This window comes from Burkholderia sp. AcTa6-5, from assembly GCF_017815075.1.
Taxonomy (GTDB): Bacteria; Pseudomonadota; Gammaproteobacteria; order Burkholderiales; family Burkholderiaceae; genus Burkholderia; species Burkholderia sola.
This window is the reverse complement of the sequence record NZ_JAGIQE010000005.1, coordinates 39,192-52,382: the sequence shown is the minus strand read 5'-3', so window position 1 is coordinate 52,382 and position 13,191 is coordinate 39,192. Positions and strand designations below refer to the sequence as shown.

Annotated in this window: 10 protein-coding genes; all 10 read right to left on the bottom strand. The window is 65.2% G+C overall.

What is annotated here, in order from left to right:
- Positions 1–723, bottom strand: coding sequence for an amino acid ABC transporter permease (locus tag J8I33_RS08945; protein WP_209934664.1), 723 nt, complete (start codon positions 721–723; stop codon positions 1–3).
- A gap of 96 nt (positions 724–819) precedes the next feature.
- A complete protein-coding gene (locus tag J8I33_RS08940) occupies positions 820–1,635 on the bottom strand; it encodes an ABC transporter substrate-binding protein (RefSeq protein ID WP_209925573.1) in 816 nt (271 codons plus the stop codon).
- Positions 1,636–1,891: 256 nt separating this feature from the next.
- Entirely contained in the window at positions 1,892–2,038 is a 147-nt protein-coding gene (locus J8I33_RS08935) for a hypothetical protein (protein ID WP_185731858.1), read from the bottom strand.
- A 26-nt stretch (positions 2,039–2,064) separates the two neighbouring features.
- Positions 2,065–3,369, bottom strand: coding sequence for an MFS family transporter (locus tag J8I33_RS08930; protein ID WP_050012591.1), 1,305 nt, complete (start codon positions 3,367–3,369; stop codon positions 2,065–2,067).
- A gap of 237 nt (positions 3,370–3,606) precedes the next feature.
- Positions 3,607–5,286 carry a SpoVR family protein gene (locus J8I33_RS08925; protein ID WP_050012590.1) on the bottom strand — a complete coding sequence of 560 codons (1,680 nt, stop codon included), beginning with the start codon at positions 5,284–5,286 and terminating at the stop codon, positions 3,607–3,609.
- Positions 5,283–6,551, bottom strand: a complete 1,269-nt coding sequence (locus tag J8I33_RS08920; protein WP_006476064.1) for a YeaH/YhbH family protein — start codon at positions 6,549–6,551, stop codon at positions 5,283–5,285. The genes J8I33_RS08925 and J8I33_RS08920 overlap by 4 nt, the downstream gene beginning before the upstream one ends.
- 125 nt (positions 6,552–6,676) lie before the next feature.
- Complete coding sequence (locus tag J8I33_RS08915) at positions 6,677–8,599, bottom strand: PrkA family serine protein kinase (protein WP_027784391.1); 1,923 nt, start codon at positions 8,597–8,599, stop codon at positions 6,677–6,679.
- A gap of 548 nt (positions 8,600–9,147) precedes the next feature.
- A complete protein-coding gene (locus tag J8I33_RS08910; RefSeq protein ID WP_209935204.1) occupies positions 9,148–10,920 on the bottom strand; it encodes a methyl-accepting chemotaxis protein in 1,773 nt (590 codons plus the stop codon).
- Positions 10,921–11,204: 284 nt separating this feature from the next.
- Positions 11,205–12,134 carry a ribokinase gene (gene rbsK, locus J8I33_RS08905; protein WP_050012588.1) on the bottom strand — a complete coding sequence of 310 codons (930 nt, stop codon included), beginning with the start codon at positions 12,132–12,134 and terminating at the stop codon, positions 11,205–11,207.
- Complete coding sequence (locus tag J8I33_RS08900; RefSeq protein ID WP_050012587.1) at positions 12,131–13,162, bottom strand: LacI family DNA-binding transcriptional regulator; 1,032 nt, start codon at positions 13,160–13,162, stop codon at positions 12,131–12,133. Before J8I33_RS08900 ends, rbsK begins: the two co-directional genes overlap by 4 nt.
- Positions 13,163–13,191: the final 29 nt, after the last annotated feature.

Sequence of the window (13,191 nt, the reverse complement as noted above, 5' to 3'; positions counted from 1 at the left end):
TCAGCGCCCTGCTCCGAGCCGGTCGCGCCATTGCGTGGCCGCATACGCACCGGCCTCGATCGCGGCCACCGCCGCGACGTACAGCAGCGTCGCGACGCCGAACGCGGCGAACGTCTTGAACGTCTCGGTCTCGACCTGCCGCGACGCATACGACAGCTCGGCCACGCCGATCGCCATCGCGAGCGACGAGTTCTTCACGAGATTCATGTATTGGCCGAACAGCGGCGGCAGCGCGATGCGCACGGCCTGCGGCAGCACCACGTAACGCAGCGACTGCGTCGGCGTGAGGCCGAGCGCGGCCGCCGCATCGTGTTGCGCCCGCCGCACGCCGCGCAGGCCGGCTTCGCATTCCTCGGCGACGAACGCAGCCGTATAGGCGCTCAATCCCACCCAGCCCGCGACGAATTCGAACGACGGCCACGCGATCGTGAACGGGCCCGCGCTCACCGCATGACGCGCATTGAGCCACGCGATCCAACTGTCGGGCAGCAACGACGCGACGCCGAAATACCAGAACAGCAGTTGCACGAGCAGCGGCGTGTTGCGAAACGCGACGACGTACGCGGCGGCGGCCGCGCGCGGCGCCCTGCCGCGCGCATGGCGCATCACGGCGAGCAGCAGCCCGCCGACGGTCGCAGCGACGGCCGACGCGGCCGCGAGGCCGAGTGTCAGCAGGAAGCCCTGCCAGAGCCAGGACAGATATTTGGGAGCCAATCCGAGCATGCTGGAGAGCGCGCACGACGCGCGCGGTCGGAGATGAAAACGAAAAGCGCCGCGCGGCCGGTGTTCCGGCCGATCGCGGCGCGCGTGCAGCGAAGGTCAGGTCTTGTCGCCGATCCGGAAAATGCGCGTGAGCGGCGTTTTCGTCGTCGGCCCGAACCATGCGTCGTAGATCTGCGTGGCGCGGCCGTTCGCCTCGAGCCCCTTCAGCGTGTCGTTGACGAAGCCGAGCAGGCGCGTTTCGCCCTTCGGCACGCCGACGCCCATGTAGTCGTTCGAGATCGTGAACGCCGGGATCTCGTAGTTCTGCTTGTCGGGCACGTTCGCGAGCAGGCCGATCAGCTTCGGGCCGTCCTGCGTGATGGCCTGCACGTTGCCGGCCCGCAGCGCGGCGAACGCGAACGGCGTGTCGTCGTACGCGACGATCGTCGCCTTCGGGAATTTCTCGCGCAGCGTGATCTCGTTCGTCGTGCCCTTGTCCGCGCCGACGCGCAGCGCGTTCAGCTGGTCGGCCGATTTCAGCACGCCCTTCTTCGCGAGAAACTGCTGGCCCGACGAGAAATACGGGATGCTGAAGTCGACCTGCTTCGCGCGCTCGTCGGTGATCGTGAAGTTCGCGAGCACGAGGTCGACCTTGCCGGACGTCAAAAACGGAATGCGGTTCGCGGGGTTGGTCGGTTGCAGTTGCAGCTTCACGCCGAGCTTGTCGGCGAGCGCCTTCGCGTAATCGACGTCGAGACCGACGATGTGGTTGCTTTTCGCGTCGACATAACCGAACGGCGGGTTGCTGTCGAACGTCGCGACGCGCAGCACGCCGGCCTTCTTGATGTCGTCGAGACGGTCCGCATGCGCGACGGTGCCTGCGGAGATGAGCGCGACCCCGATGAGCCACGTAGCGAGCGTGTTGATTTTCATGAGCACGACCTGATTTGTTATGGAGGCCGCCGCGGATCGCGCGGCGGCACGGTTCGAAACACATCGCGACGGAGTGTGCCGTCGCGAAGCCGCTAACGTATCAGCGCGTGCGGCGAATTCGAACCAACAAATGGTGCTTTGCTCTGCGGGTTTCGTGATGAGGCACATAGGCTGCGGTCACGCACGCGGTCACACAAAAAAAGACGCCCGCTGCAAGCAGCGGGCGCGAATCCCAGTCAAGGAGGTGTCACACGAACTACGCAGCCAGATTAAGGAAATCGCCCGTCATGGACAACGAATCGATTTCCATATCGATATGACGCGGCACGCTCATGCCGGCGCGTGCGGAATCGCACGCCGCAAAAAAAAACGTCCCGCCAACCGGCGGGACGTTCGTCATCATGCAAGTACGCGCGACGCGCAGCCCGATCACGGCTCGTGACGCAGATACCCTTCCTTGCTCGGATCGCGCATCCGCCACGACACGATCAGCGAGATCGCGCACAGCACGGTCACGTACCAGTAGAAGGTTTCCTCGCTGCCGATCGACTTGAACCACAGCGCGACGTACTCGGCCGAGCCGCCGAAGATCGCGTTCGCCACCGCATACGACAGGCCGACGCCCATCGCGCGCACTTCCGGCGGGAACATCTCGGCCTTGATGAGGCCGCTGATCGACGTGTAGAAACTGACGATCGCCAGCGCCACCGTGATCAGCACGAATGCGGCCACCGGGCTCGTCACGTCCTTCAGCGCATGCATCAGCGGCACCGTGCCGATCACCGCGAACGAACCGAACAAAATCATCGACGTGCGGCGGCCGATCTTGTCCGACAGCGCGCCGAATACCGGCTGCATCAGCATGTAGACGAGCAGCGCGACGGTCATCACGTTGCTGGCCGTCTTCGCGTGCATGCCGGCCGTGTTCACGAGGTACTTCTGCATGTACGTCGTGAACGTGTAGAAGATCAGCGAGCCGCCGGCCGTGAAGCCGACCACGGTGAAGAACGCGCCCTTGTGCTGCCACACGCCGCGGATCGTGCCGGCGTCCTTCTTGTCGCGCGACGCGCTCGTCGACGTCTCGTCGAGCGACTTGCGCAGGTACAGCGAAATCAGCGCGGCCGCCGCGCCGACCACGAACGGAATGCGCCAGCCCCATGCTTTCAGCTCGCCGGCGGACAGCGTCTGCTGCAGGATCACGAGTACCAGCAGCGCGCACAGCTGGCCGCCGATCAGCGTCACGTACTGGAACGACGCGAAGAAGCCGCGACGCCCCTTCAGCGCGACTTCACTCATGTAGGTCGCGCTCGTCCCGTACTCGCCGCCCACCGACAGCCCCTGGAACAGGCGCGCGACCAGCAGCAGCGCCGGCGCGAGTGCGCCGATCTGCGCATAGGTCGGCAGCACCGCGATCACGAGCGACCCGCCGCACATCATCAGCACCGAGATCATCATCGCCGCGCGACGGCCGTGACGGTCGGCGATGCGGCCGAACAGCCAGCCGCCGATCGGACGCATCAGGAAGCCGGCCGCGAACACGCCGGCGGTGTTCAGCAACTGCGTCGTCGTGTTGCCGCTCGGGAAGAACGCCGGCGCGAAATACAGCGCGCAGAACGAGTAGATGTAGAAGTCGAACCACTCGACGAGGTTGCCCGATGAGGCGCCGACGATGGCGAACACGCGCCGCCGGGTGTCATGCGCGGACAGCGCAGCTTGGTCGGTCTGGACGTCCATGGGTTGGTCTGTTCCTTTTAGTGCTTTCTGGGCGAGACGGCTGGGGGCCGCCGCGTGCGGTCGCACGTGGCACCGGTTCCGGCGCACGGCGCTACGGGATTTTAGCGAAATGTAAAGTAACAAGCGCTCCGGGTTCGTCCGGATGTAGAAAAATTTTCTCCCGCCACGCGTTCGTCATATGAAAACGCCAGCCCGAAGGCTGGCGTTCGATGCAAACATTTCCGACTGCTGCGACGATCACACGCGCACTTCCGGCGGCACGTAGCGGCACTCGTAGCGCTTGCGCACGGTGCCGGCCTCGTCGACGCTTTCCAGGTACACGTCGAACTGCCAGAGCCGCGCCATGTGCTTGAGCACTTCGTCGCTGTCGCCCGACAGGTGGCGGTTGTCGGTCATGAAGTGGCGCAGCGTGAGGCTGCGGTCGCCGCGCGTATTGACGGCCCACACCTGGATGTTCGGCTCGCGGTGATGGATGTCGTACTGCCGCGACAACGCCTGCCGCACGTACTGGTAACCGGAATCGTCGTGGATCGCCGATACCTCGAGCGAATCGCGCATGTCGTCGTCGAGCACCGAGAAGAGCCGCATCTCGCGGATCAGGTTCGGCGACAGGTACTGCGCGATGAAGCTCTCGTCCTTGAAGTTGCGCATCGCGTAGTGCATCGCCGGCAGCCACGGCGTGCCCGCGATCTCCGGAAACCACTTGTAGTCTTCCTCCGTCGGCGCTTCGCAGATCCGTCGGATGTCACTCATCATCGAGAAACCGAGCGCATACGGGTTGATCCCGCTGTAGTACGGCTTCGTGACGGGCGGCTGGTAGACCACGTTGCTGTGCGAATGCAGGAACTCCATCATGAAGCCGTCTTCCAGCTTCCCCTGGTTGTACAGCGTATTGAGCAACGTGTAGTGCCAGAACGTCGCCCAGCCTTCGTTCATCACCTGCGTCTGCCGCTGCGGATAGAAATACTGGCCGATCTTGCGCACGATGCGGATCACTTCCCGCTCCCACGGTTCGAGCAGCGGCGCATTCTTCTCAGCGAAATACAGCAGGTTCTCCTGCGGCTCGGACGGATAGCGGTCGTCCTGCTCCTCCGTCAGCTCCGGTTTCTTGCCCGGCAGCGTACGCCACAGCTCGTTGACCTGCGACTGCAGGTACGCCTCGCGCTCGCGCCGCAGCGCCGCCTCCTTCGACAGCGACGGTTTCTGCGGCCGCTTGTAGCGGTCGACGCCGTAATTCATCAGCGCATGGCACGAGTCGAGCAGTTCCTCGACGCGATCGAGGCCGTAGCGCTCCTCGCATTCCGCGACGTAGTTCTTCGCGTACACGAGATAATCGATGATCGCGTGCGCGTCGGTCCACAGCCGGAACAGGTAATTGCCCTTGAAGAACGAATTGTGCCCGTACGCCGCGTGCGCGATGACGAGCGCCTGCATCGTCATCGTGTTCTCTTCCATCAGATACGCGATGCACGGGTTCGAATTGATGACGATTTCGTAGGCCAGGCCCATCTGGCCGCGGCGGTAGCTCTTCTCGGTCGCGAGGAAGTGCTTGCCGAACGACCAGTGACGGTAGTTGACGGGCATCCCGACCGACGCATACGCATCCATCATCTGCTCGGCGCTGATCAGTTCGAGCTGGATCGGGTAGATGTCGAGCTCGTATTGTTCGGCGACCTGCGAGATGTGCGTGTCGTATTCCTCGAGCAATTCGAACGTCCAGTCGGACGGGCACGGCAACGGCTTGCGTTCGGCAACGTTCATACGCGCTTCCTTTTGCCCGGAACCGGGCAAGTCGGCGGCCGGCGGCGGCGGTTCGGCCTGCGCGCGTTGCTGCGGTGCGGCAGGGCCGGCCGTATCGTCGCCGGAAGGGCGCGGCTCGTAGCCGCGCGACTCGTTGTGCAGATGGCGGGTCGTCATGACATTTCCACCTGCTTTTCGAACAATTCGCGAAACACCGGGTAAATGTCCGCAGCCGATTCCACTTTTTTCATCGCGAGATGCGGTTGCGACAGGGCCAGTTGCGCGTATTCCAGCCACAGATTCTGCTCTTCCGGCGCGACCTGGATATACGCGAAGTAACGCGTCTTGGTGAGGATATCCTCTTCCAGGATTTTGCGACACTTGGGCGAATCGTCAGTCCAGTTGTCGCCGTCGGATGCCTGCGCGCCGTAGATGTTCCACTCGGTCGGCGAGTAGCGCTCGTCCATCACCTTGCGCATCAGTTCGAGCGCGCTCGACACGACCGTGCCGCCGCTTTCGGTCGAATGGAAGAAGGTGTCCTCGTCGACTTCCTCGGCGCGCGTGTGGTGGCGGATGAACACGACTTCGATGCGCTCGTAGTTGCGCTTGAGGAACAGGTAAAGCAGGATGAAGAAGCGCTTCGCGAGATCCTTGCGCTGTTCGTCCATCGAGCCCGACACGTCCATCAGGCAGAACATCACGGCCTGGCTCGACGGTTGCGGCTGCTTCACGCGGTTGATGTAGCGCAGGTCGAACGGATCGATGAACGGAATCCGCCAGATGCGCCCTTTCAGGTGATGAATCTCGGCCTCGAGCGTCGCGATTTCCGCGCGGCGGTCTTCGGGGTCGCTCTTCAGCGCTTCGAGCTGCGCCTCGAGCTCGCGCAGCTCGTTGACGAGCGGCGAGCCGAGCGCGATGCGCCGGCCGAGCGCGCTGCGCAGCGAACGCACGACGTCGATGTTGTTCGGCGTACCTTCCGCCGACCAGCCCGCGCGCACGTTCTTCCAGCTCGGCACCGTCAGCAGGTGCGTCTTCACGAGGCGCGGCAGTTCGAGATCGTCGAAGAAGTACTGCATGAATTCGTCGCGCGACAGCTCGAACACGAAGTCGTCCTGCCCTTCGCCCTCGTTGCTCGCCTGACTGCCGCCGCCGCCCGAGCCGCCCTGCGGACGCGGAATCTTGTCGCCGCGCACGTAGTCTTCATTACCCGGGTGCACATATTCGCGACGCCCGCCCGGCGCGTGCCGGAAATTCGGCTCCGCGATGTCCTTGCGCGGGATCGTGATGCTCTGCGTGCTCTGGATATCCTTGATGCTACGGTCGCGCACCGCGTCGGACACGGCACGACGAATGTAGTTCTTGACGCGACGCAGAAAGCGTTCGCGATTGGCGATGCTCTTGTTCTTGCCGGCCAGCCTGCGGTCGATGATTTGATGAAGCACTCCCGGTCTCCCGCTCGAAAGTCGATCTGCCGGGGCACTCGCCGCGCATGCCGTCTGCCGTCATGCGGGCGGCGCCTCTGAAAGCGCCCGTACGGACTCGCCGTCCGGGCGCGATACCGCGCGCGTCATGACGACTTGCGCACGCGCAGGTACCAGTCGCAAAGCAGCCTCACCTGCTTCGGCGTATAGCCCTTCGCGACCATCCGGTTCACAAAGTCCTCATGCTTGCGCTGCTCCTCCGCCGAACCCTTGGCGTTGAATGAAATGACCGGCAACAGTTCCTCGGTGTTCGAGAACATCTTCTTCTCGATCACGACGCGCAACTTCTCGTAGCTCGTCCACACGGGATTCTTGCCGGCGTTCGCCGCCCGCGCACGCAACACGAAGTTCACGATCTCGTTGCGGAAATCCTTCGGATTGCTGATCCCGGCCGGCTTCTCGATCTTCTCCAGTTCCGCGTTCAGCGCGGCGCGGTCGAAGCTCTCGCCCGTGTCGTGATCGCGGAATTCCTGATCCTGGATCCAGAAGTCCGCATACGTGACGTAGCGATCGAAGATGTTCTGACCGTACTCCGAATACGACTCGAGATACGCGGTCTGGATCTCCTTGCCGATGAACTCCGCGTAGCGCGACGCGAGCACGTCCTTCACGAACGACAGATACTTCTGCTCGGTTTCCGGCGGGAACTGCTCGCGTTCGATCTGCTGCTCGAGCACGTACATCAGATGCACCGGGTTCGCCGCGACCTCGCTCGTATCGAAGTTGAACACACGCGACAGGATCTTGAACGCGAACCGTGTCGACACGCCGGTCATCCCTTCGTCCACGCCCGCGTAGTCGCGATACTCCTGGTACGACTTCGCCTTTGGATCGGTGTCCTTCAGGTTTTCGCCGTCGTACACCTGCATCTTCGAGAACAGGCTCGAATTCTCCGGCTCGTGCAGGCGCGACAGCACCGAGAACTGCGACATCATCTTCAGCGTGCCCGGCGCGCATACGGCCTCGGCCAGCGACGAATTGCGGATCAGCTTCTCGTAGATCTTGATCTCTTCCGACACGCGCAGGCAGTACGGCACCTTCACGACGAAGATCCGGTCGAGCAGTGCCTCGTTGTTGCGGTTGTTGCGGAAGGCCTTCCACTCCGATTCGTTCGAGTGCGCAAGAATCACGCCGTCGAACGGAATCGCGCCGAAACCTTCGGTGCCCTTGAAGTTGCCTTCCTGCGTGGCGGTCAGCAGCGGGTGCAGCACCTTGATCGGCGCCTTGAACATTTCGACGAATTCGAGCAGGCCCTGGTTCGCGAGGCACAGGCCGCCCGAGTAGCTATAGGCGTCGGCATCGTCCTGCGCGTACTGTTCGAGCTTGCGGATATCGACCTTGCCGACCAGCGACGAAATGTCCTGGTTGTTCTCGTCGCCCGGCTCGGTCTTCGCGATGCCGACCTGCCGCAGGATCGACGGATAGCGGCGCACCACGCGGAACTGGCGGATGTCGCCGTTGTATTCGTGCAGGCGCTTGACGGCCCACGGACTCAGGATGCTTTTCAGGTAGCGGCGCGGAATGCCGTACTGTTCCTCGAGGATCGGACCATCCTCGTCGTAGTCGAACAGCCCGAGCGGCGATTCGTTGACGGGCGAGCCCTTCAGCGCATAGAACGGCACGCGCTCCATCAGTTGCTTCAGGCGCTCGGCGATCGACGACTTGCCGCCGCCCACCGGGCCCAGCAGATAGAGAATCTGCTTCTTCTCTTCAAGACCTTGCGCAGCGTGGCGGAAGTATGCGACCACCTGCTCGATCACCTCCTCCATTCCGTAGAACTCACGGAATGCCGGATACACCTTGATGACCTTGTTCGCGAAGATCCGCGACAGGCGCGGGTCGTTGCGGGTATCGATCTGTTCAGGTTCCCCGATTGCTTCCAGCATGCGTTCACCAGCCGTCGCGTACGCGGATGGATCGTTCTTGCAGAGCGCGAGATACTCCTCCAGCGAGAGCTCTTCCTCTCGCGTTTTTTCGAAGCGGTTCGCGAAGCTGCTGTAAATATCCATGCTACCTCCCTCGCCTGAGTCTGAAGACGTGCCTGCCTTCGTCTGACTGCGCAGAAGCAAGCGCGTTCGAATTCATCCTAAACCCTTTCTTATTTTTTTTCACGAACTCTTCGTATGAAGTTCGTCATTCTCGACAACACCGCTTGGACAACGCATTTCGTCGTTTTACAATCGACCTCCCGAGCCGCAGAAACTGCATCCGCCGCGTCTCGTCGAACATCGAAACGTCTCGTGCGTTGGACACCTCCGACGTCGTCGCCTCTCCCTTCATTCCTATACGTTCGAGCGGTCGCGTGCGATGACACGCCGCGCGCACCGTTACAAATTTTTTTCGCAGTCCCTTACGGACATACCCGTACGACGAACGGGGGAACATGACGCGCATGCAGCGCATCGCCGAGGGTCCGTCGGTGCACGATGCGCAACGCACGTGCCGATGCATGACCGATCGTCCACGCTGTCACATTCAACTGTCGCAGAAACGACGACGCCCGCAATCGCGGGCGTCGCGGGTCACCAAATGGGGATCGATACGCGGCGCGCGCCGATCAGAACGTCTCCCAGTCGTCGCCGCCGGCGGTCGCGGCGGCCGGCGCGGGCGCGGGCGCAGCCGAGACGGCGGCAGGCTTGCGCGCCGGCGCCGTCGCTGCAGCGGCCGCACGTTTCGGCGCGGCGTCGCGTTCGACGCGCGCGGCAGCCGGTGCGGGGGACGGGACGGACGGCGTGCGCGGCGCATGACGCGCCGCCACCGCAACGACGGCGCCCGCGCGTGTGGCTCCGTCGTCGAGCTGGAATACCGCCGCCGTTTCGCGCAGGCGGGCCGCCTGTTCTTCGAGCGACTGCGCGGCAGCCGCGGCTTCCTCGACGAGTGCGGCATTCTGCTGCGTGACCTCGTCCATCTGCGTGACCGCGCGCGCCACCTGGTCGATCCCGCCGCTTTGCTCCTCGGACGCCGCCGCGATCTCGCCCATGATGTCCGTCACGCGCTGAACCGCGCTGATCACGTCGCTCATCGTGCGCCCGGCTTCGTCGACCAGCGTCGAGCCGGTCCGGATCCGCTCCACCGACGCGTCGATCAGCGCCTTGATTTCCTTCGCCGCGCTCGACGAACGCTGCGCGAGGCTGCGCACTTCGCCGGCGACAACCGCGAAGCCTCGGCCTTCCTCGCCGGCCCGCGCGGCTTCGACGGCCGCATTCAGCGCAAGAATGTTGGTCTGGAACGCGATTCCCTCGATGATCGCGATGATGTCCGCGATTTTCGCCGAGCTGTCGTTGATTTCGCCCATCGTGCCGACCACCTGGCCGACCACCGTATTGCCCTTGTTTGCAATCTCGGACGCATTCGCGGCCAGCGAGCTTGCCTGACGCGCATTGTCCGCGTTCTGCTTCACGGTGCCGGTCAGTTGCTCCATGCTCGACGCGGTTTCCTGCAGCGCGGCGGCCTGTTCCTCGGTACGCGACGACAGGTCGATGTTGCCGGCCGCGATCTGGCGGGCCGCGGTCGCGATCGACTCGCTGCCGCCGCGCACGGTGCGCACCGTGTCGACGAGCCCGCGCTGCATCCTCGCGAGGCCCTCCAGCATCTGGCCCATCTCGTCGCGCCGGTCCACGACGATCGGCCGGCGCAGGTCGCCCGCGGCGATCGCGTCGAAATGCGACAGCGCGTCGGCGATCGGGCGGCCGATCGCGCGGCTCAGCGTCAGCCACGACAGCACCGCGGCGCCGATGCCGGCCAACAGCACGACGATCGACAGCACGCGCATCGTCTCGAACACCGATTCCGCCTGATCGAAGCGCGCCTGCGCATTGGTGAACTGGAAGTTGCGCAGCGCTTCGCCGGCCGCGGCCAGCTCGGTATAGCGCGCCTGAAGCTGCTTCGCGCCGTCGCCGATCCGGTCATGATCGCCGGCCGCGACCGCACTCGCGAACGCGTCGCAACTGGCCTGCAGCACCTTGCGCCGGGCGGCGACGTCCTGTGCGAGCCGGTCCTCGTCAGCGTCGCGCGGCAGCGCAAGGTATTTCTGCCACCACGCGTCCGACTGCGTGCGCATCGCGCGGCTGCGCTCGATGGCCGCCGCCGAGTCCGGCGTGCCGGCCAGCAGCGCCGCACGGTCGAGTGCGAGGCGCGCGCGTGCGGCGAACATTTCCGAGACCGCGACGTCGACCGCGCTCGGCATCTGGTTCGTGTAAATCTCGCGCGTCGACTCGTTCGAACGCGTCATCCCGTGCAGACCGAGCACGCCGGTGACAGCCAGCAGTACCGCCAGAAACGCCATCGTCAAACCGATGCGCGCACGAATCGTCAGGTTCCTGAACACCATCATCCACCCTGTGTTGCGTCGTCATGAACGGGCCCGGCCCGTTGGCTCGAAGCATTGCTTCACTCGGTGCATTTACGACCGCGCGGCGCATAACTTGATGGTTTTGCCGTGTTTATTTCGCATTATTCGTCTGTTTATTGAATAAGACTGAATAATCGACGCAATTCGGGTCGGAGCGAAAACGGGGCGAACGCGCGTCGGCGCGCCAATGCAGCGCACCCGGCCGTCTCGTGCGACGGGCCGGGCGCGTGGGGAACCGAAAACGCGAGACTGGAGATCCGGCCCTAGTCGGCCAGTTCGGCCCGCGTCGGGATCGAGGGCTGGGCGCCCGCGCGCGTCACCGACAGCGCCGCCGCGCGTTGCGCGAAGCGGATGGCGGTATCGACGTCCGCGCCGGCCGCGAGCCGTGCGGAGAAGCCGCCGATGAAGGTGTCGCCGGCCGCCGTCGTGTCGATGGCCTGCACGACCGGCGCCGGATAGTGCCGCGCGGCGCCGTCGGCCGTCAGCGCGAGCACGCCGCGCGCGCCGAGCGTGATCAGCACGTTGCGCGCGCCGCCGGCCTGGAGCGCCCGCGCGGCGGCTTCGGCGTCGGCCGGGTCGCGCACCGGCAGCCCGGTCAGCGCGGCCGCCTCGACCTCGTTCGGGATCAGGTAATCGACGAGCGGCAGCCAGCCGTCCGGCAGCGGCGCGACGGCCGGGGCCGGATTGAGCACCACCGTGCGGCCGAGCCGGCGTCCGGCCGACAGCGCCGCGAACACCGCGTCCGGCGGCGTCTCGAGCTGGCAGATCAGCACGTCGGCCGTCGCCAGCGCAGCCTCGTGCCGTGCGATCGTGTCGGTCGTGACCTCGCCGTTGCCGCCCGCGACGATCACGATCGCGTTCTGGCTCGCATCGTCGACGACGATCAGCGCGACGCCGGTCGACGCCGACGCGCTCGTCGCGAGCCCCGTGCAGTCGATTCCCTCGGCCTCGAGGCCCGCGCGCAGTGCCGCGCCGTGCGCATCCGCGCCGACGCAGCCGATCATCGCGACCTGCGCGCCGAGCCGGGCGGCGGCGACGGCCTGGTTGCCGCCCTTGCCGCCCGCCGCCTGCGCGAACGCGTGCCCGGCGAGCGTTTCGCCCGGCAGCGGCAGCCGCGGCGCGCGCACGACGAGATCCATGTTGAGGCTGCCGACCACCGTCACGCGGCCTGCGCCCGTTGCGCTCGCCGTCATGCGCGTGCGCCCGGCGCGGCCGGCTCGCGATAGACGGCCGTCGATTCGCGCAGCACGAGGCGCGGCGACACGACACGGCGGCGGCTCGGCACGGCGGTCGAGCCGCCGCCGATCCGTTCGATCAACGTCTGCGCGGCCATTTCACCGAGCGCGCGCACCGACTGGCCGACCGTCGACAGCGCCGGATACGTGTAGCGGGAAAATTCGATGTCGTCGAAGCCGATGATCGAACAGTCGTCGGGCACGCGCAGCCCGCGCTCGGCCGCCGCGCGCAGCGCGCCGACCCCCATCAGGTCGTTGCCCGCGAAGATCGCGCTCGGCCGTACCGATTCGAACAACCGCGACGCCGCGTGATAGCCGCCGAGGCATGAGAAATCGCTTTCGGCGATCGCGCCCGGCACGATGTCGACGCCGCGCTCGGCCATCGCGCGGATGAAGCCGTGTACGCGCATCGCGCTGACCGCGGTGTCGGTCGGCCCGGTGATGCAGCCGATCTTCGCGTGTCCGAGTTCGAGCAGGTGGCGCGTCGCCAGGTATGCGCCGCGCTCGTGGTCGATCTGCACGAGATCGGCCGCGAGCCCCTCGATGTTGCGGTCGACGACGACGAGCGGCGCATGGATATCCGCGAGCGTCTGCGCGAGCACCGCGTCCTCGCCGGCCGATGCGACGATCAGCCCGTCGATGCGCTTTTCCTGCAGCACGCGCAGGTAGTTGCGCTGCTTCACGGGATCGTCGTCCGAATTGCAGAAGAACACGCAATAGCCGTTGGCCGCGCACTGATCCTCGATGCCGCGCGCCAGCTCGGCGAAGTACGGATTCGTGCTGTTCGGCACGACGAGGCCGATGGTCGCCGTCGCCCGCGCCTTCAGCGAGCGCGCCACGGCCGATGGCACGTAATTCAGCTCGCGGATCGCGCCCTCGACCTTCGCACGCACGTCGGCGGACACCGGCCGCGAATTGTTCACCACGTGCGAGACGGTCGTAAACGACACGCCCGCCATGGCCGCCACATCCTTGATCGTCGCCATTTCCCGTTTCTCTCTGGTCTGTTCTGTCT

Excerpts from the sequence above, each read along its gene's own strand:
- J8I33_RS08945 (WP_209934664.1), bottom strand. The coding sequence starts at position 723 with ATGCTCGGATTGGCTCCCAAATATCTGTCCTGGCTCTGGCAGGGCTTC.
- J8I33_RS08940 (WP_209925573.1), bottom strand. The coding sequence starts at position 1,635 with ATGAAAATCAACACGCTCGCTACGTGGCTCATCGGGGTCGCGCTCATC.
- J8I33_RS08935 (WP_185731858.1), bottom strand. The coding sequence starts at position 2,038 with ATGATGACGAACGTCCCGCCGGTTGGCGGGACGTTTTTTTTTGCGGCG.
- J8I33_RS08930 (WP_050012591.1), bottom strand. The coding sequence starts at position 3,369 with ATGGACGTCCAGACCGACCAAGCTGCGCTGTCCGCGCATGACACCCGG.
- J8I33_RS08925 (WP_050012590.1), bottom strand. The coding sequence starts at position 5,286 with ATGACGACCCGCCATCTGCACAACGAGTCGCGCGGCTACGAGCCGCGC.
- J8I33_RS08915 (WP_027784391.1), bottom strand. The coding sequence starts at position 8,599 with ATGGATATTTACAGCAGCTTCGCGAACCGCTTCGAAAAAACGCGAGAG.
- J8I33_RS08910 (WP_209935204.1), bottom strand. The coding sequence starts at position 10,920 with ATGGTGTTCAGGAACCTGACGATTCGTGCGCGCATCGGTTTGACGATG.
- rbsK (WP_050012588.1), bottom strand. The coding sequence starts at position 12,134 with ATGACGGCGAGCGCAACGGGCGCAGGCCGCGTGACGGTGGTCGGCAGC.
- J8I33_RS08900 (WP_050012587.1), bottom strand. The coding sequence starts at position 13,162 with ATGGCGACGATCAAGGATGTGGCGGCCATGGCGGGCGTGTCGTTTACG.